Raw genomic sequence first — 17,538 nt, 5'->3', positions numbered from 1 at the left:
GGCGGAGAGGAAGGCCTGGGCAGGAGCCTCGGCAGCCGGGGACTCAGTAGCGGAGCACCCCGGCGATGCCCTGTGCGTCGCCCAGGGTGCCGTCCGGGAGGAAGCGGACGTCGGCACCGGTGTCCAGGCAGCGCTCCACGATCTCGTCCACGATGTCCTCGCGGGCGTCCAGGTCGCCGCTCTCGGCCGGCACCAGGTGGTCGCCCCCGTCCGCGCGCACCGTGACGCGGTAGTTCTCCTCGACCGCGAGGAGCCGGATGCGCCCGTCGGAGGCGTTCTGCCAGACCTCGTCGACACCGGCGGCGAACGCCTTGCGGCCGCGCGCCGACTCCAGCTCCCGGCTGACGGCCTCGGCGGTCCTGCGCTCCTCGGCGGCGATCACCGGCCGGACGGCCTGCCACACGGCGTCGGGGGTGCCGTGGGAGAGGCCGCCGTGCCGGACGTGGACCGCGTCCTTGGTGACGGTGCCCAGCTCGTCCAGCACGGACAGCGCGGCCTGCTCGCCGGCGACGTACAGGGGGCGCGGATACCGGCGGAGCACCTTGCTCACGGCGGTGTCGGCCTCGCGCAGGAAGCGACGGGTCCCCTCGTCGAGGGACGTGCTCGGCATGTCGCCGATCTGCATCTGGCGCTCGGCGTCGAAGTTCTCGCGGCTCCGGGTCAGCGGGAAGCCGCCGGCGCGTTCCTCGACGACGTGACCTGCGCCGCCGTCCCACAGTGTCACCCGGTCGGCCGACACCGTGAGCACCCAGAACGGCCGCTCGGCGACCTGCGCCGCCACCAGGTTGCGGGTCAGGAAGGTGTCGGAGAGCACCACACGCTCGGGCACCGGGCGCGCCAGCGACCACACCTGGTGCTCGCCCGGCGCCGCGAAGATGACCAGGCCGTCCTCGGCGTGCCCGAGGTCGACCTCGGCGAGCGCCCGGTCGAGCTGGTCCGCGACGTCGATGCGGCGCTCCCGGCTGACCGCGGGGTCCGCCTCGAGCTGCTTCTTGGCGTCGGCCAACGCGTTGCGCAGCCGTACCCGGTCCTCTGCGTGCTCGGGCGCGCGGCGGTGCGTCGGCGTCAGCACCGACACCGCGGGGTAGGGCCGTGGCCGGCGCAGTTCCGCGAGAGTCATGGGACTGAGGGCATGCTCCATATCAGCACCTTAGGACCGATTCGCCTGTCGGGCATTCGGGGCAACCGAGTGCAAAGTGGTTACTGGGGCGCTCGACCGGGGCCGGTCAGGCGGGTCCGCGAGTCGACGCCCCCTGAGGTGACCCGGGATGTTGGGAAACTCTTTGCCCGTGGCCGAGACCCGGCGGCCCCCGCCCTCACCGAGCCCGTTCGGCGTGTACACGAAAGGTAAAGCCCGGCCGAAACGGAGGGCGCGCGGGGGTCGGCCGGGTTGCGGACGCGTTGACCTCTCCCGCGGCGTGGCACACCCTCGACATATAGCTGCTGGATACAACTTGTTTGTCGGGAGGGGTCCCGGTCCTTGCGAAGCGGCAGGTGAACGGGGTGTTCCCGGCGGACCGGACGCGGGAGGTAACACATGTGCGGCATCACCGGGTGGGTCTCCTACGACCGTGATCTGCGGACCGAGACCGCGACATTGGATGCGATGACGCAGACCATGGCGTGCCGTGGCCCCGACGACAGCGGCACCTGGATCGACGGCCCCGCCGCCCTCGGCCACCGCAGGCTCGCGATCATCGACCTGCCCGGCGGACGCCAGCCGATGACCGCCGAGACGCCGGACGGCACCGTCGCACTCGTCTACTCGGGGGAGACCTACAACTACACCGAGCTGCGCCGCGAACTGACCGCCCTGGGCCACCGCTTCACCACCGACTCCGACACCGAGGTCGTGCTGCGCGCCTACCTGGAATGGGGCGACGGGCTCGCCGAGCGCCTCAACGGCATGTACGCCTTCGCCCTGTGGGACGGCCGCCGCGGCGAACTCGTGATGGTCCGCGACCGCATGGGCATCAAGCCCTTCTACTACCGCCCGACCCCCGACGGCGTCCTCTTCGGATCCGAACCCAAGGCGATCCTCGCCAACCCCCTGGCCCCCGCCCGGGTCCGCCTGGACGGGCTGCGGGAGCTGCTCGCCCTGGTCAAGACGCCGGGGCACGCCATCTGGGACGGCATGCGCGAGGTGGAGCCCGGCACCGTCGTCACCGTGGACCGGCGGGGCACACACCGACGCGTCTACTGGCGGCTTCAGACCCGGCCGCACACCGACGACCGCGACACCACCATCGCCACCGTCCGCTCCCTGCTCGAGGACATCGTGCGCCGCCAGCTCGTCGCCGACGTGCCGCGCTGCACCCTGCTGTCGGGCGGCCTGGACTCCTCCGCCATGACCGCGCTCGCCGCCCGGCAACTGGCCCTGCACGGCGAGAAGGTCCGCAGCTTCGCCGTGGACTTCGCCGGACAGGCCGACCACTTCGTCGCGGACGAACTGCGTGCCACGCCCGACGCGCCGTTCGTGCACGACGTGGCCCGTGCCTGCGCCACCGACCACCAGGACATCGTGCTCGACGCCCAGGCCCTCGCCGACCTCGACGTGCGCGCCAAGGTCATCCGCGCCCGCGACCTGCCGATGAGCTTCGGCGACATGGACGCCTCGCTCTACCTGCTGTTCCAGGCGATCCGCGAGCACTCCACCGTCGCGCTGTCCGGGGAGTCCGCCGACGAGGTGTTCGGCGGCTACCAGCAGTTCTTCGACGAGGAGGCCCGACGCGCCGCCACCTTCCCCTGGCTGGTCCGCCACAGCCGGAACTGGGGCGAGGACGCCGACGTCCTCCGTTCCGACCTCACCGAGGCCCTCGACCTTCCGGCGTACATCGCCGACGGCTACCGCACCGCCGTCGCGGACATCGTGCGCCTGGACGGCGAGAGCGACTTCGAGTACCGGATGCGGCAGATCTGCCACCTCCACCTGACCCGCTTCGTACGGGTCCTGCTCGACCGCAAGGACCGTACGAGCATGGCGGTGGGCCTGGAGGTGCGGGTGCCGTTCTGCGACCACCGGCTCGTCGAGTACGTCTACAACACGCCCTGGGCGCTGAAGTCGTTCGACGGACGCGAGAAGAGCCTGCTGCGGGAGGCGACCGCGGACCTGATCCCGAAGTCCGTGTACGACAGGGTCAAGAGCCCCTACCCCTCCACCCAGGACCCCAAGTACGCCGTCGCCCTCCAGGAGCACGCGAAGGACCTCCTCGCCCGCCCCTCCCACCCCGTCTTCGAGCTCGTCGACCGCGACGGGCTGCGCAGGGCCGCCCACCGCGACACCCCGCAGATCACCCAGGCCTCGCGCCGCGGCCTGGAACGGGCCCTGGACCTGGCCCTCTGGCTGGATCTCTACAGCCCGGAGGTGTCCCTCACCTGAGGCGGCCTTCTCGTGCACGCACCCGGGGCTTCCCGTAACCGGTGTGCCCCTCGCCCCTGTTGGCGAGGCCCGCCGCCGAGGAGCCGGGGCGCCGTGCGGTCTCCACGGTCGGGCCCTTCCGGGCGCGCCTCCGGCCAGGCGGAACGGGCGGACGTGCCCTGCCTGGCGCCGTCCGGCGAGGCCTTCTCGCCGGTTCGCCAACCGGGCCACTCGATGGGGTGAAAGACAGATAAGCCATAACTCGGATGGTTCGTCTGCGTTTTACGGGATGCGGGCGAGTGCTCGCGACCATGTCTGGAAGGCAGGGAACCTATGAAACGGGTTACCCGGAATGGTTTGATCGCCGTGGCCGCCGCCTCGGGGGCGATGGCCGTGGCGCTGCCGGCGCACGCGGACTCCGCGGCGGACGGTACCGCGGCGGGTTCGCCCGGGCTGATCTCCGGCAACACCCTCCAGGTCCCGGTGCACGTGCCGGTCAACGTGTGCGGCAACACCGCGGACGTCCTGGGGCTGCTGAACCCGGTGGCGGGCAACGTGTGCGTCAACCGGGGCTCGGGCCCGGCCGGCGCCGGGCGGGGAGCGGTGTCGCGAGGCGGTGCCGGCGCGCACGCCGGCGGAAAGGGTTCCTCGGGTGTGCTCGCGGGCAACGGCCTGCAACTCCCGGTCGACCTCCCCGTCAACGTCGCCGGCAACTCGGTCGGCGTGGCCGGGGCCGGCAACGCATCGGTGGGCAACACCTCCACCAACACCTCGAGCACGGCCCGCCCCGCTCCCCGGCCCGCCGCACCACCGAGGGCGCACGCGCCCGTACGGACGCAGCGCCTCGCCCGGGAGTCCGCGGCCACCCTCGCCCACACGGGCGCGGACGCGACCCTGCCCGCGCTCGCGGGAAGCGGGGCCCTGCTGGTCGGCGGAACGCTGCTGTACCGCCGCTTTCGGTCGTCGGCGACCCGCTAGCCGTCCCGATCGCATCGCGGAACGCCCCGCCGCGCCGGCCGGCGGCGGGGCCTTGGGCGCCGTCGCCGTCAGCGCGGGCCGGCTACGGCCGGGTCGCCCCGCAGAACGGCGTACCGCACGCTGTCACGCCACCGTCCGTCACGGAACACGACGCTGCGGTGGACGCCCTCCCGGGTGAACCCGGCCTTCTCCAGGGCACGTTGCTCCGCGATGTTCTCGGTATCGGTGTCCGCCTCGACACGCTCGGCGACGGTGTGCGCGAAGAGGTAGCGGACCAGTTGCCGCTGAGCCTCGGTGCCCACGCCCTTGCCGCGTGCCTCCGGCACCAGGAGGATGCCCGTGCTCCAGTAGAAAGCGGCCCTGGTCGGCCAGACCTTGCGGAAGCCGACGAGGCCCAGCCGCTCGTCGTCCCGCACCACCATGAGGGTGCCCCGCTCGTCGTCGAGCAGACCGTTCTCCGCCCACTCACGCCGCCACCGCCCGGGGTCCCACCACCCGAACCACTGGTACGGCGCGGCTGCTTCCGGCTCCGTCAGAAAGCGCTCCAGGACGGGCAGGTCGTCCTGCGCCACGGGGCGCAAAGTCACATGTTCGATGGTCACGCTTCGCCACCCTACGGTGTCCCGGTTTCCCTCAACATGGGCCGGGCGAAGGCGAATCGGCGGCGAAGGGGACGGCCGGGACCGCGGTGGCGCGCACCGCCCGGCATCGGGAAGGATGCTCGCGGCGCGGCCGATGACCCCGCCCCGCCCGACCCCCATGGAAGGGAGCGCGACGATGAGCCCTGTCGGTCCCGACGGCCTGGTCGTCACCCGGGCCACGCTCGACGACTGGCCGGTGATCAGCGGCTGGGCCGCGGACGAGGGCTGGAACCCCGGTCTGTCCGACGGCCCCGCCTTCTTCGCCCAGGATCCCGAGGGCTTCTTCATCGGCCGGATCGCAGGCGAGCCGGTCTCGGCGATCTCGGTCGTCACCTACGGCGCCGACTACGCCTTCCTGGGCTGCTACCTGGTCCGCCCGGACCTGCGCGGACGCGGCCTGGGACTGGCCACCTGGAAAACGGGGCTGGCCCACGCCGGCGACCGTACGATCGGCCTCGACGGCGTGGTCGCCCAGCAGGACAACTACCGCCGCTCCGGCTTCCGGCCGGCCCACCGCACCGTACGGTTCACGGGAGCCGCCCCCGCCGGGGAACCCGCGCCCGGGGTCCGCCCGGCCGAGAAGACCGACTTCGACGCCATCGCGGCGTACGACAGCGCCTGCTGGCCCGCCGACCGCCCCGGCTTCCTGGAGCACTGGCTCACCACCCCCGGCCACCGGGTCTTCGTCCGCACCGGCGACGCCGGCCTCACCGGCTACGCGGTGATCCGGCCCGCCCGCGACGCACTGCGCATCGGCCCCCTGTTCGCCGACGGCCCCGAGGACGCCGACGCCCTCTTCGCCGCGCTGACCTCCGAAGCCGCGGGCCGGGAGATCGCCGTCGACGTCCCCGAGCCGAACACGGCGGCCGTCGCCCTCGCCGAACGCTCCGGCCTCACCCCGTCGTTCGAGACGGCACGCATGTACACCGGCCCGGTCAGACCCTTCGCCCAGGAACGCGTGTACGGGGTGACGACCCTCGAACTCGGTTAGCTTTGCCCGCCGCGCGCACGGTGAAAGCCGTGGTGCAGCGCGCGCCCCTCGTCCGTCGGCGCCGGGGCGGGCCCCTCGACCACCACACCGGGCGCGACCTCGCTCACCGGCAGGGTGGCCCGTCCGTGGCCGCCCTCGATCCAGCCCCGGGTCAACGCCCCCGTGGTCACGGTGTACTACGGTTCCGGCACATGCCCCGGACGCTGGAGTGAGCCATGGACCATGCTGCCGTACTGGCCCTGTACGACCGGGACGTGCGGGAGGGGGCGCGCCCGGACGGCCCCGGCGTCCGCATCGATCGCGACGCGGCGGTGGTGCGCCAGATCGGTTCGCCGCACGACTGGAACGGTGTCGTCTGGTCGGGCCTCGACGAGACCACCGCGGACGCGGCGATCGCCGGGCAGATCGCGTACTTCACCGGTCTCGGCCGCTCCTTCGAGTGGAAGCTGTACGGCCACGACCGGCCCCTGGACCTGGGAGAGCGGCTTCGGGCCGCCGGGTTCACCCCCGAGCAGGAGGAGACCCTCATGGTCGCCCACCTGGCGGATCTGGAGCTCACCGCCGAGCCTCCCGAGGGCGTACGCCTGCTCGCCGTCACGGACGCGGCGGGCGTCGACCTCCTGACCGACGTGCACGAGAAGGCGTTCGGCACCAATGGGTCACGCCTGCGGCACCAACTGCTCGCCCGGCTCGAGGCCGACCCGGGCACGGTGGTCGCCGTCGTCGCCCTGGCCGGGGACGTGCCCGTCAGCGCGGCCCGTATGGAACTGGTGCCCGGGACACGGTTCGCGGGCCTGTGGGGCGGCGGCACCGTCGAGGGCTGGCGGGGCCGCGGCATCTACCGCGCCCTCGTCGCCCACCGCGCGCGCATCGCGGCGGACCGCGGCTACCGCTACCTCCAGGTCGACGCCTCCGACCAGAGCCGCCCCATCCTGCACCGCCTCGGCTTCGCGCCCCTGAGCACGACGACGCCCTACGTGTACGAGCTGTAGCCGGCGCCGGGCCGCTCCCAGGCCCCTCGGTCCGGGCCGAGCGCCACCGTCACCGACGCCGTCTGCGCGTGCCGACGCCCCCGAGCCGATGGTGATCGCACACGCGAGGGGCCGGCCGGGCGTGACGTACTGCCCGGCCGGTCCCGTCGGGTCGCATCGGGAACGGATCCCAGGGCCCGCACCCCGGGACGGACCGTTCGGCGACGGGTTCAGTGGTGGGCCGTCTTGGCCCGGTCCAGCGCGGCGACACCCACCGCGGCGAGACCGATCTGGATGAGCCATTCGATCCAGTCGACGCCCTTGGTGTCGGAGACGCCGAACGCGTTGGCGATCGCCGCGCCGATCAGTGCCGCCACGATGCCGACGACGATCGTCCACAGGATGCCGATGTGCTGGCGGCCGGGGACGACGAGCCGCCCCAGGACGCCGATGATGAGCCCGATGACGATGGCACTGATGATGCCCGAGATCTCCATCTCCGCCCCTCTTTGTGAAGCTGCTGTCGTACGACATGTGCCCGCTCTGCGTGGCGGCAGTCCTGTGCGTTCCAACCTCGGGTCAACGGAGGGTCAATCCTCGGCCTGCCGGGAGGGCGTTCTCATGGCCGGCTCCCGTTATGCCATGTACCGTTCAACAGTCCGTCGCACGGGTGGCGTAGGAAGGAACTCTACGCGCGCAGACCCGCGACGGACGTCTACGCGCGCAGACTGGCACCCGCACCGCTCCTCTCCCCAACTCCCCATGGAGGTCAGCCGGATGCTCGGACTCACCAGGCCCCGCCGCAGACTCGCCACGGTCCTCACCGTGTGCGGCCTGCTCGCCACGGGCACCGCCGTCCAGGTCACCACGGCGGCGACCGATGCCCACGCGGCCACCCCGCACCGCGTCCTGTTCGACAACGCGCATGCCGAGACCGCCGGCAACGCCGACTGGATCATCTCCACCAGCCAGCCGGACCCGCTCGGCCAGGACGCCTCCCCGTCGGCCGAGACGGACTGGACCGGAGCCCTCTCCTCCTGGGGCGTCGCCCTCCAGAAGACCGGAAATTACAGCCTCAAGACCCTGCCGTCGGGCTCCGGCCTCAGCTACGGCGGCTCCTCCTCGCTGGACCTGAAGAACTTCGACACCCTGGTCCTGCCCGAGCCGAACACCCTCTTCACCGGCGCCGAGAAAACGGCGATCATGAACTTCGTCAAAAACGGCGGCGGACTCTTCATGATCTCCGACCACACCGGCGCCGACCGCAACAACGACGGCTACGACGCGGTCGAGATCCTGAACGACCTGATGACCAACAACAGCGTCGACTCCACCGACCCGTTCGGCTTCTCGATCGACTCGCTGAACATCACCTCCGGCTACCCCGCCGCGATCAGCGACAGCACCGACCCGGTCCTGCACGGCTCCTTCGGCACCGTCACCAAGAGCCTCATCGCCAACGGCACCACCGCCACGCTCAAGCCCTCCGACAACTCCTCCGTCAAGGGCCTGCTGTACCGCAGCGGCTACTCGGGCAACACCGGCGCCTTCTTCCTGACCAGCACCTTCGGCAGTGGCCGTGTCGCCTTCTGGGGTGACAGTTCGCCCATCGACGACGGCACCGGCCAGTCCGGCAACACGCTGTACGACGGCTGGAACGACTCCGGCGCCACCAACGCGGCCCTGGCCCTCAACGCCACCGAATGGCTCTCCGGAGCGAGCGGCAGCAGCGGCGGCGGAACCGGGGGAGGCGGCGGCTCGACCTCCTGCACCGCCGCCCAGCTCCTCGGCAACAACGGCTTCGAGTCCGGGAACACCACCTGGAGCGCCAGCAGCGGCGTCATCTCCAACTCCGGCAGCGAGCCGCCGCGTACGGGCTCGTACGACGCCTGGCTGGACGGCTACGGCTCCGCGCACACCGACACCCTCTCCCAGACGGTGACCGTCCCGTCCGCCTGCACCTCCGCCGCATTGAGCTTCTACCTGCACATCGACACGGCGGAGACCACCACGAGCACGGCGTACGACACGCTCAAGGTCCAGCTCCTGAACAGTTCCGGAACCGTTCTGAGCACCCTGGCGACGTACTCCAACCTCAACGCCGGCAGCGGCTACACCCAGCGCAGCTTCGACCTGTCGGGCTACGCCGGACAGACCGTCACCCTCAAGTTCACCGGCACCGAGGGCTCCAGCCTGCAGACGTCGTTCGTCCTCGACGACACGGCGCTCAACGTGAGCTGAGCTGCACGGGGTGGGTCCTGCCGAGGACCCACCCCCCCTCGCACCACGCCGGCCACTGCGGCGGGGCGCCGCCCGCCGCCGCGAGTGGGTCAGGAGGTGGCGGACCTGCGCTCGTACACCACGTCTCGGGCCGTACCGAGCGCCGTCGCCAACGCGCCGAGCAGCACCGCGTCCTCGCCCAGCCGGCTCGGCGCGATCTTCGGGCGCAGCGGGGTGAGGGTGCGCAGCGTTTCCCGTACGGGACGCAGCAGCAGGTCCACGCTGTGGCCCACCCCGCCGCCGAGCACCACCAGGTCGGGGTCGAGCACCGCGGCGGCCGCGGCGACGGTGTGGGCGATCCGCTCACCCTCCAGCCGCACGGCCTCGGCCGCTGCCGGGTGTCCCTGCCGGGCCGCGTCGAACACCGCCTTCGCCGTGAGCTGCCCCGTCATGCCCAGCGACCGCGCGGACTCCACGACGGCCACGCCCGACACCGCGTCCTCCAGCGTCTGGAGCTTCTGCCGTCCCGGCCACGGCAGGAATCCGATCTCCCCGGCCCCGCCGTGCGCGCCCGTGAACAGCCGGCCCTCGCTGACGACCCCCATGCCGAGCCCGGTCCCGATGAGGATGTACGCGAACAGGCGGCTGCCCGCGCCGACGCCGTAGGTGTACTCGCCGAGCGCGGCCAGGTTGGCGTCGTTGTGCACCTCCAGCGGCAGGCCCAGCTCCTCGCGCATCCGGTCGAAGAGTCCGGCCCGTCCCCAGCCCGGCAGGTGCATCGCGTACCGCACCCGGCGCCGCTCCTCGTCGTACACGCCGGGCGTGCCCACGACCGCGTGCGCCACCTCGTCGTGGCCCGCGCCCGAGGAGTCGATCACCTCCCGGGCGGTGGCGACGACCAGCTCGGCCATGGCCCCCGAGGTGCGGGCCCGGTTGCGCACATCGGCACGGGCCACCACCTCGCCGTCGAGGTCGGCGAGCGCGACCCGCAGCCAGCCGCGGCCGATGTCGATGCCGAGCGCGTACCCGGCGGACGGATCCGGCGCGTACAGCACCGCCATCCGGCCGCGCTCCGGAGTGTGCGTGCCCGCCTCACGGACCAGACCGGCCTCCTCCAGGGCCGCGAGCGCGCTGGAGACCGTCGGCTTCGACAGGCCCGTGTCCCGGGCGAGTTGGGCGCGCGAGGCGCTGCCCGCCGCGCGCAGCCGGTCCAGGAGCAACCGCTCGTTGGTGCTGCGCAGCCGTCGGCGGTTCCAGGGCTGGTCGGGCTGCTCTGCGGCGTCGCTGGCGGGCATCGCACCATTCTCACGCATGCCGGACGGACCCTTGACGCACCTAGTAAGGTTACTTAACTATATCGCCCAGTCAGCCTCGCCGGGCGAGCCGAGGGGAGCCCTGCGCCGGCCGGATACCCGCCGCCCTTGATCCGTCGGCCGTCGTGACGCCGGCCCACGGCCCGTACATCCCTCTCCCCGCGTCCTGCTTCAGGAGTCCCCATGTCCGGTAGCCCGCCTCCCGTCGGCGGTTTCGTCCGCCGCGTCGGCCTGTTCCAGGCCACCGCCATCAACATGAGTCAGATGTGCGGCATCGGGCCGTTCGTCACGATCCCGCTGATGGTCGCCGCGTTCGGCGGCCCCCAGGCGGTCGTCGGGTTCGTCGCGGGCGCGCTGCTGGCGCTCGCCGACGGGCTGGTGTGGGCCGAGCTGGGCGCGGCCATGCCCGGCTCCGGCGGCAGTTACGTCTATCTGCGCCAGGCCTTCCAGTACCGCACCGGGCGGCTGATGCCGTTCCTGTTCGTGTGGACGGCCATGCTCTTCATCCCGCTGATCATGTCCACGGGCGTGGTCGGCTTCGTGCAGTACCTGGGTTATCTGGCCCCGCACCTGAGCCGGTCCGCCGGTGACCTCGTCGGTCTCGGCGTCATCGCGCTCGTCGTCGTCCTGCTGTGGCGGGGCATCGAGAACATCGCCCGGATCACGGCGGTGATGTGGACGGTGATGATCGCATCCGTGCTGCTGGTCATCGTCGCCGCGGCCTCAGACTTCAGTCCGCACCTGGCGTTCACCTACCCGGCGCACGCCTTCGACGTGACGAGCGGCCACTTCTGGCTGGGCTTCGCCGCGGGCCTGACCATCGGGATCTACGACTACCTCGGCTACAACACGACGGCGTACATGGGTGCCGAGATCAAGGACCCGGGTCGTGCGCTGCCGCGGTCGATCATCTTCTCCATCCTCGGCATCATGGCGATCTACCTGCTGCTGCAGATCGGCACGCTGGGCGTCGTCGACTGGCACCGCATGACCGACCCGCACGACATCGCGTCCACCTCGGTGGCCTCCGCGGTGCTGGAGAAGACCTGGGGCAAGGGCGCGGCGGACACGGTGACGGTCCTCATCCTCATCACGGCCTTCGCCTCGGTCTTCACCGGCCTCCTGGGCGGCTCCCGGGTCCCCTTCGACGCGGCCCGCGACCGGGTCTTCTTCCGCCCGTACGCCCGGCTGCACGCCAGGCACCGCTTCCCGACGCTGGGTCTGGCCACCATGGGCGTGATCACGGCGGTCGGCTTCCTGATCGGCCGTCACACGGACCTGTCGACCCTGATCCAGCTCCTGACCACGGTGATGGTGCTCGTCCAGGCGCTCGCACAGATCGTGGCCGTCACGGTGCTGCGCAGGCGGCAGCCGGCGCTGCCCCGGCCCTACCGGATGTGGCTGTACCCGGTGCCGAGCGTCGTCGCCCTCGTCGGCTGGTTGGTGATCTACGGCTACGCGGACAAGAACTCCCCGGGCCGCCACCCCATCGAGTGGTCCCTGGCCTGGCTGGGGCTCGGCTGCGTGGCGTTCCTGGTGTGGTCCCGTCTGGAGAAGGTCTGGCCGTTCGGCCCGAAGGAGATCAGCGAGGAGTACGTCAGGAGGGAGGAGGCCGCGCCGGCGGGCACCTGAGGGCGCGACGGGGCGGCGAGACGACCGCCCAGGCGGCGGCAGCCCCCGGCCCGCCGCACTCGCCCGACGGCGGGGTCATGCCCACCCGGTGGCGGCCAGTACGTCCTTCGCGATGTCGATGACGTCACGCCCGTCGGTCGCCACCCGCACGGTGCCGACCGGCGCGCGCACATCCAGCAACCGCGCCTTGTACGCACTGGTGCGCAGCTCCCGCTCGAGCTCGGACCCCAGTTCACGGCCCCTCAGCCGCTGGGCGATCGTGTCGTCGTCCGCGGTCAGCAGCACGCGAACGAGCCGGGCGTCCGCGCCCATCGCCCGCCGGAACATGCCCGCGGACTCGTCGAGCACGCTGAGCGTGTTCGTGTAGACGAGCCGCCGGTAGCCGAGGGACGCGTAGTTGCCCCACACGGCGGTGAGGTTGCGTTCGGTGATCCCGGCGAGGTGGGGGTCCCCCTCGGGCGCCGGGTGCACCTGCCCCATGAAGTCGCCGTCGATCACCGCGTGCGCGACCCCGGCGGCCCGCAGCCGTGCCGAGACCTCCCAGCCCACCGTCGTCTTGCCGACACCGGCGCGTCCCCCGATGAGCAGCACTTCCGCATGGTCCATCGTGTCAGCTCCCGGCTGCCGTGAGGAACGCGCTCGGACGTCGCAGCGCTCTTGCCGCCCTCCGGATCTCCGCCACCGGATCACCCTCGTGGTACGGCCGCTCCGACGCCTCGATGCCGTCGAGGAACTCCTGGTAGCGGACGGCGTTCAGGAGGTGGGCGAGCGGCTCGGCGAGACGGAGGGCCCGGGCCGGGGCGCTTGCCGGCGCGTGCCTCGCCCAGGCCGAGGCCCAGGCCCGGGCCGCCGTCGGCCGGACCGCCTCGGGGAGGAAGCCGATCGCGCGCAGGCCGTCCACCACCGGGTTGCCCCAGTAGGCGTCCGCGAAGTCCAGCACGACCGGACGACCGCCGTCGCTGCGCCAGTTGCCCGGATGGAAGTCGCCGTGCACCACCGTGTCGGGCAGACCGCAGTCCTCCAACTCCCGCCAGCGGGGCACCGACTCCCGTACGGCCTCCCTCTCCCGGCGGTCCAGCTCCGCCCCGGCCGGCCCGTCGAGTAGTGCCTCCACCCGGCCCGCGAGCACCGGCGTACGGCCGTCCCGCAGCGCGGCGGGGCGGCTGCGCGCGAGTACGGCCTGGGCCGCCACGAACGCCTCCATCACCGCCGTCACCGTATCGGCGGACGCGCCCCAGCAGTCCTCGCCGGGCACGTGCTCCGTCAGCATCCGCCGCTCGCCGCGGCCGACGACCGCCGGCACCAGCGCCGCGTCCACCCGCGCGAACGCGCCGGCGACGGCCGCCTCGTCGGCGGCGAAGTGCGGCGTCGCCTTGAGCCAGACGGGCCCGGACGCGGTGGGCAGCCGGAACAGTCCCGCCAGGTTCCAGGTCCGCCGCTGCTCGACGCGGCCGGTGACGGGGCGTCCCGCCGCCTTGAGCGTGCGGATGCCCCAGTCGAGCAGTTCCCGCAGGCCGTCGACACGCGCCCACGGCATGCGCAGCGTCTCGTCCCCCGTCAACAGGCCGTCGGGCGGGCGCCGTTGATCGAGCAGTCCGGGCGCCGGGCGCTCGCACGCCTCCACGTGGTACGTGGCATGGCCGTCCCGTCCGCCCTCACCGCCGTCCACCGTCAGCAGCCGCAGCACCAACACCGGGACCCGGAGCAACTGCTCCAGCCGCCCGACGACCTGCCCGACCTCCGACCACCACGGAACGTCCACGGGAAACGGTCCCGTGACGCCGAGGACCTCCTCGCCGGACGTCACCCACGCACTGACGGTTCGCCTCATCGGGCCAGTGTGCGACCCGCGGCACCGCCGGGCGAACGAATTTCGCGCCGCCGCAAGGGGGGCACACTGCGGTGAACGCCCCTCGATCAGCGGAGCCTCGGGCGGTATGGGGATTTCAGTCCAGGCCGCGGGCCCGTCTGAAGCGGGTCAGGCCCTCCGACAGGTCGACGATCGGATCCGGGTAGGTGTCGCACGCGGCCCGTTCCGGGCCCCGCAGTCGCCACGGCTCGTGCACCGCGGGTCCGTCGAGCCCGGCGAGTTCGGGCACCCAGCGGCGTACGTACACCCCGTCGGGGTCGTGCCGCCTGGCCTGAAGGACGGGGTTCAGAACCCGGTTGGGCCGGGTGTCGGTGCCCGTTCCGGCCATCCACTGCCAGTTGAGCTGGTTGCTGGCGATGTCGCCGTCGACCAGCAGTTGCAGGAAGTGGCGGGCCCCGACGCGCCAGTCCACGTACAGGGTCTTGGTGAGGAAGCTCGCGGCCAGCAGCCGCGCCCGGCCCGGCATCCACCCCTCGTGCCGCAGTTGCCGCATCGCCGCGTCGACCACCGGACAGCCCGTACGGCCCTCCCGCCACGCCTCGACGTCCGCGCGCGCCGCACGCTCGGACCGCCAGCGGTCTCCCCGCGTGCGGTAGTCGGCGGTGGCCGCGTCCGGCCGCGCGGCGAGCACCTGGCGGTGGAAGTCCCGCCAGGCCAACTGCCGTACGAAGGCCTCGGCACCCGGGCCGCCCGCCCGCCGCGCCCGGTGGACGACCTCGACGGGGGAGAGGGTGCCGAAGTGCAGATGGGGTGACAGCCGGGAGGTGGCGTCGGCCGCCAGGTCGTCCTGGCGGTCCCCGTAAGCGGCGAGGCCGCCGCGCAGCCACGCCGTGAGCCGCTTCCTGCCCTCCGTCTCACCACCGGCGGGCAGCCCTTCCGAGACCGCCGCCCGACCTCGGCGTGCGGGGAGTTCCTCCGATCCGGCGGTGTCCGGCACCCGCACGGCACGCGGCGCGCCCAACGTCTCGCGCAGCCGCTGCCCGGACCACTGCCGGAAGTAGGGCGTGAAGACGGCGAAGTGGTCGGAGGCGGTCGGAGTCACCGTGCCCGGCGGCACGACCGCGTTCACCGTGTCGTGCACCCGCAGTCGGCACCCCTGGGCCTCCAGCTCCCGCCGCAGCCGCTCCTCGCGCCGCTGCGCGTAGGCGCTGACGTCCGCCGCCAGGTGCACCTCGGCCGCGCCGGTCCCGGTGACCACCCGGCACACCTCGTCGACCACGTCCCCGGACCGGACGACGAGACGCCCGCCCCGGGCGCGCAGACCCGCGTCGAGGTCGTGCAGGCAGTCGGCGAGGAACGCCAGCCGGTTGGGCACGGCGAAACCGGCGGCCAGCACCGCCCGGTCGCGCACGAAGAGCGGCACCACCCGGCCCGGGCGTGCCAGGGCGGCCCGCAGCGGCGGGTGGTCGTGCAGACGGAGGTCGGAGGTGAACAGGACGACCGAGACGTGCATGACGTGAACTCCGGGGCAGACAGGGCTGGCCGCGGTCCGTCCGGGCCGGCGCGACATCACGGGGAGGGCTTGGACTCCGTCGGGCCGGTGCGCGGCGCCCTGGCGGCGGCCCGTGCGATGTTGCGGGCCATGCCCCCGAACACGACGGCGTGGAAGGGGGAGACGCCCCACCAGTAGGCGTGACCGAGCAGCCCGCGCGGATGGAACAGGGCCCGCTGGCGATACCGGGTCCGCCCCTGCTCGTCCTGTTCGACGTGAAGCTCCAGCCAGGCGAGGCCCGGCAGCCGCATCTCGGCCCGCAGGCGCAGCAGGTGCCCGGGTTCGATCTCCTCCACCCGCCAGAAGTCCAGCGAGTCCCCGACCCGCAGCCGCTGCGGGTCGCGTCGTCCACGGCGCAGCCCGACGCCTCCGACCAGCCGGTCGAGCCGGCCCCGTGCCGCCCAGGCCAGAGGGAAGGAATACCACCCGTTCTCGCCGCCGATGCCCTCGACGACTCGCCACAGGGCCTCCCGTGAGGCGTTGACGAGGAGTTCACGCCGGTCCGTGTAGAGGCTGCCACCCGCCCAGTCGGGGTCGGTCGGCAGCGGGTCGCTGGGCGCGCCGGGCGGTGAGGCGGACGACCAGCGGGTGGCGACCTGGGCGTCGCGCACGCGCCGCAGGGCCAGCCGGACCGCCTCGTCGAAACCGATCGGACCCGACGCGGGGGCGGGGACGTACCGGTCGATGTCGCGGTCGCGGCAGACGACCTCATGGCGCAGCGACTCGGTGAGCGGCCGTGCGATCGACGGGGGAACGGGAGTCACCAGTCCGATCCAGAGACTCGACAGGCGCGGGGTGAGGACCGGGACGGAGACGACGACCCGGCGCGGCAGGCCTGCGACAGCCGCGTACCTGACCATCATGTCCCGGTACGTCAGCACGTCCGGCCCGCCGATGTCGAAGGCGCGGCTGGTGTCGTGCGGCATCGTCGCGCTGCCGACCAGGTACCGCAGGACGTCCCGCACGGCGATCGGCTGGATCCGGGTGCGAACCCAGCGCGGGGTGACCATGACGGGCAGGCGCTCGGTGAGATAGCGCAGCATCTCGAAGGAGGCCGAGCCCGAGCCGATGATGACGGCGGCCCGCAGTACCGTGGTCGGGACGCCGGAGTCCAGCAGGATGCGGCCGACCTCGGCACGTGACCGCAGATGCGGGGACAGGTCACGCTCGGGCACGTCCGCCGGGGTGAGACCGCCCAGATAGACGATGCGCCGCACACCCGCGGCACGGGCCCGCTCCCCGAAGATCCGCGCGGCCGTGCGGTCCGTCTCCTCGAAACCGCGGCCCGTGCCCAGTGCGTGCACCAGGTAGTACGCGACGTCCATGCCGCGCAGCGCGTCGGCGACGGACCCGGCCCGGGTGACGTCTCCGGCCACCACCTCGACCTCGGCCGCCCACGGGTGGCCGCGCACTTTCTCCGGGGAACGGGCGAGGCAGCGCACCCGGTGTCCCGCGGCCAGCAGTTCCGGGACGAGCCGGCCGCCGATGTATCCCGTGGCGCCGGTCACCAGGCAGCGCAGCCCCGGTCCGGCACGGCCTCCGTTCATCAGCCTCGTTCCCTCGCGTCGACGTCCTCCCGGTGATCACTTCCACGGAACGAGTGCTTTCGGATGCGGCGAAGGGATGTTTTCCGCGAGAGAGACATATCGACGCCCTCTGCGGGCAGGCGATGTGCAGGAAGTTGTCGGTTCGAGTCGATGATCGATGCTGGAGGTGTCGACCCCCATGGGCGCGAAGGTGCTGGAGCGGTTCCCTGCGGGTGCTCCACGCGGATCGTGGCCGGCGGAGGAGTACGCGGCGGAGCGCCGTGCCGAGGGTGAGCCCGCCAAAGTGGTCATGGACCTGACGTCGGACGCGTTCCTCGTGGTTGTCCCGGCCCGCGACGACGACTGAGAGGGACGGGGTGTGGGCGTGCCGACGCACGCCCACCGCCCCCCAGCACCGGCGGTGTGGGCCGATTCCCGGCCTGCCGCGGCACTAGGGTCCGTCTTCAAAGATCACCTCGTGGTAGATCATGGTGGGTGTGATACGCCGCCATGAACTCACCGATCACGAGTGGGAGTTACTTGCTC

General features: G+C 72.5%; 15 protein-coding genes. 7 read left to right on the top strand and 8 right to left on the bottom strand.

Features of this window, described 5'->3' with window-relative positions; translation table 11 throughout:
- Window positions 1–43: 43 nt before the first annotated feature.
- Complete coding sequence (locus tag ACZ4SW_RS10025; RefSeq protein ID WP_468240396.1) at window positions 44–1,141, bottom strand: baeRF3 domain-containing protein; 1,098 nt, start codon at window positions 1,139–1,141, stop codon at window positions 44–46.
- A 396-nt stretch (window positions 1,142–1,537) separates the two neighbouring features.
- On the opposite strand from ACZ4SW_RS10025, the gene asnB reads away from it, so the two are divergent.
- Window positions 1,538–3,379 (top strand): asparagine synthase (glutamine-hydrolyzing), encoded by a 1,842-nt coding sequence (asnB, locus tag ACZ4SW_RS10020; protein WP_468240393.1) that lies wholly within the window; start codon window positions 1,538–1,540, stop codon window positions 3,377–3,379.
- A 312-nt stretch (window positions 3,380–3,691) separates the two neighbouring features.
- Window positions 3,692–4,336, top strand: coding sequence for a chaplin (locus ACZ4SW_RS10015; RefSeq protein WP_468240391.1), 645 nt, complete (start codon window positions 3,692–3,694; stop codon window positions 4,334–4,336).
- A gap of 68 nt (window positions 4,337–4,404) precedes the next feature.
- Here ACZ4SW_RS10015 and ACZ4SW_RS10010 read toward each other — a convergent pair whose 3' ends face one another.
- Window positions 4,405–4,938 (bottom strand): GNAT family N-acetyltransferase, encoded by a 534-nt coding sequence (locus ACZ4SW_RS10010; RefSeq protein WP_468240389.1) that lies wholly within the window; start codon window positions 4,936–4,938, stop codon window positions 4,405–4,407.
- A 175-nt stretch (window positions 4,939–5,113) separates the two neighbouring features.
- Between ACZ4SW_RS10010 and ACZ4SW_RS10005 the strand changes: the two genes are divergently transcribed.
- A complete protein-coding gene (locus ACZ4SW_RS10005) occupies window positions 5,114–5,968 on the top strand; it encodes a GNAT family N-acetyltransferase (protein ID WP_468240386.1) in 855 nt (284 codons plus the stop codon).
- A gap of 215 nt (window positions 5,969–6,183) precedes the next feature.
- Window positions 6,184–6,960, top strand: coding sequence for a GNAT family N-acetyltransferase (locus ACZ4SW_RS10000; RefSeq protein ID WP_468240384.1), 777 nt, complete (start codon window positions 6,184–6,186; stop codon window positions 6,958–6,960).
- Between the two features lie 209 nt (window positions 6,961–7,169).
- Here ACZ4SW_RS10000 and ACZ4SW_RS09995 read toward each other — a convergent pair whose 3' ends face one another.
- Window positions 7,170–7,436, bottom strand: a complete 267-nt coding sequence (locus tag ACZ4SW_RS09995; RefSeq protein WP_468240381.1) for a GlsB/YeaQ/YmgE family stress response membrane protein — start codon at window positions 7,434–7,436, stop codon at window positions 7,170–7,172.
- 280 nt (window positions 7,437–7,716) lie between these two features.
- Here ACZ4SW_RS09995 and ACZ4SW_RS09990 point away from each other — a divergent pair, with 280 nt between their 5' ends.
- Window positions 7,717–9,180, top strand: coding sequence for a hydrolase (locus ACZ4SW_RS09990; protein WP_468240379.1), 1,464 nt, complete (start codon window positions 7,717–7,719; stop codon window positions 9,178–9,180).
- A gap of 89 nt (window positions 9,181–9,269) precedes the next feature.
- Here the strand turns inward: ACZ4SW_RS09990 and ACZ4SW_RS09985 are convergent, their stop codons facing one another.
- Window positions 9,270–10,454 (bottom strand): ROK family transcriptional regulator, encoded by a 1,185-nt coding sequence (locus ACZ4SW_RS09985; RefSeq protein ID WP_468240376.1) that lies wholly within the window; start codon window positions 10,452–10,454, stop codon window positions 9,270–9,272.
- 201 nt (window positions 10,455–10,655) lie between these two features.
- Here ACZ4SW_RS09985 and ACZ4SW_RS09980 point away from each other — a divergent pair, with 201 nt between their 5' ends.
- Window positions 10,656–12,104: an APC family permease gene (locus ACZ4SW_RS09980; RefSeq protein ID WP_468240374.1), complete on the top strand. Its 1,449-nt coding sequence runs from the start codon at window positions 10,656–10,658 to the stop codon at window positions 12,102–12,104.
- 75 nt (window positions 12,105–12,179) lie between these two features.
- Here the strand turns inward: ACZ4SW_RS09980 and ACZ4SW_RS09975 are convergent, their stop codons facing one another.
- From ACZ4SW_RS09975 to ACZ4SW_RS09960, 4 genes are all read right to left on the bottom strand, one after another.
- Window positions 12,180–12,710 (bottom strand): AAA family ATPase, encoded by a 531-nt coding sequence (locus ACZ4SW_RS09975; RefSeq protein WP_468240371.1) that lies wholly within the window; start codon window positions 12,708–12,710, stop codon window positions 12,180–12,182.
- A 4-nt stretch (window positions 12,711–12,714) separates the two neighbouring features.
- Window positions 12,715–13,935 (bottom strand): phosphotransferase family protein, encoded by a 1,221-nt coding sequence (locus tag ACZ4SW_RS09970; protein WP_468240369.1) that lies wholly within the window; start codon window positions 13,933–13,935, stop codon window positions 12,715–12,717.
- A gap of 115 nt (window positions 13,936–14,050) precedes the next feature.
- Window positions 14,051–15,427, bottom strand: a complete 1,377-nt coding sequence (locus ACZ4SW_RS09965) for a cryptochrome/photolyase family protein (RefSeq protein ID WP_468240366.1) — start codon at window positions 15,425–15,427, stop codon at window positions 14,051–14,053.
- 56 nt (window positions 15,428–15,483) lie between these two features.
- Complete coding sequence (locus ACZ4SW_RS09960) at window positions 15,484–17,013, bottom strand: SDR family oxidoreductase (RefSeq protein ID WP_468240363.1); 1,530 nt, start codon at window positions 17,011–17,013, stop codon at window positions 15,484–15,486.
- 157 nt (window positions 17,014–17,170) lie between these two features.
- On the opposite strand from ACZ4SW_RS09960, the gene ACZ4SW_RS09955 reads away from it, so the two are divergent.
- Window positions 17,171–17,359, top strand: coding sequence for a hypothetical protein (locus ACZ4SW_RS09955; RefSeq protein ID WP_468240361.1), 189 nt, complete (start codon window positions 17,171–17,173; stop codon window positions 17,357–17,359).
- The last annotated feature ends 179 nt before the right edge of the window (window positions 17,360–17,538 follow it).

Source organism: Streptomyces sp. NPDC028331, from assembly GCF_055565775.1.
The sequence above is the reverse complement of the archived record's forward strand: the minus strand, read 5'-3'. Positions and strand labels throughout refer to the sequence as shown.

Excerpts from the sequence above, each read along its gene's own strand:
- ACZ4SW_RS09995 (WP_468240381.1), bottom strand. The coding sequence starts at position 7,436 with ATGGAGATCTCGGGCATCATCAGTGCCATCGTCATCGGGCTCATCATC.
- ACZ4SW_RS10000 (WP_468240384.1), top strand. The coding sequence starts at position 6,184 with ATGGACCATGCTGCCGTACTGGCCCTGTACGACCGGGACGTGCGGGAG.
- ACZ4SW_RS09975 (WP_468240371.1), bottom strand. The coding sequence starts at position 12,710 with ATGGACCATGCGGAAGTGCTGCTCATCGGGGGACGCGCCGGTGTCGGC.
- ACZ4SW_RS09980 (WP_468240374.1), top strand. The coding sequence starts at position 10,656 with ATGTCCGGTAGCCCGCCTCCCGTCGGCGGTTTCGTCCGCCGCGTCGGC.
- asnB (WP_468240393.1), top strand. The coding sequence starts at position 1,538 with ATGTGCGGCATCACCGGGTGGGTCTCCTACGACCGTGATCTGCGGACC.
- ACZ4SW_RS09985 (WP_468240376.1), bottom strand. The coding sequence starts at position 10,454 with ATGCCCGCCAGCGACGCCGCAGAGCAGCCCGACCAGCCCTGGAACCGC.
- ACZ4SW_RS10015 (WP_468240391.1), top strand. The coding sequence starts at position 3,692 with ATGAAACGGGTTACCCGGAATGGTTTGATCGCCGTGGCCGCCGCCTCG.
- ACZ4SW_RS10005 (WP_468240386.1), top strand. The coding sequence starts at position 5,114 with ATGAGCCCTGTCGGTCCCGACGGCCTGGTCGTCACCCGGGCCACGCTC.
- ACZ4SW_RS10025 (WP_468240396.1), bottom strand. The coding sequence starts at position 1,141 with ATGGAGCATGCCCTCAGTCCCATGACTCTCGCGGAACTGCGCCGGCCA.
- ACZ4SW_RS09990 (WP_468240379.1), top strand. The coding sequence starts at position 7,717 with ATGCTCGGACTCACCAGGCCCCGCCGCAGACTCGCCACGGTCCTCACC.
- ACZ4SW_RS09960 (WP_468240363.1), bottom strand. The coding sequence starts at position 17,013 with ATGAACGGAGGCCGTGCCGGACCGGGGCTGCGCTGCCTGGTGACCGGC.
- ACZ4SW_RS09965 (WP_468240366.1), bottom strand. The coding sequence starts at position 15,427 with ATGCACGTCTCGGTCGTCCTGTTCACCTCCGACCTCCGTCTGCACGAC.
- ACZ4SW_RS09955 (WP_468240361.1), top strand. The coding sequence starts at position 17,171 with ATGCTGGAGGTGTCGACCCCCATGGGCGCGAAGGTGCTGGAGCGGTTC.
- ACZ4SW_RS09970 (WP_468240369.1), bottom strand. The coding sequence starts at position 13,935 with ATGAGGCGAACCGTCAGTGCGTGGGTGACGTCCGGCGAGGAGGTCCTC.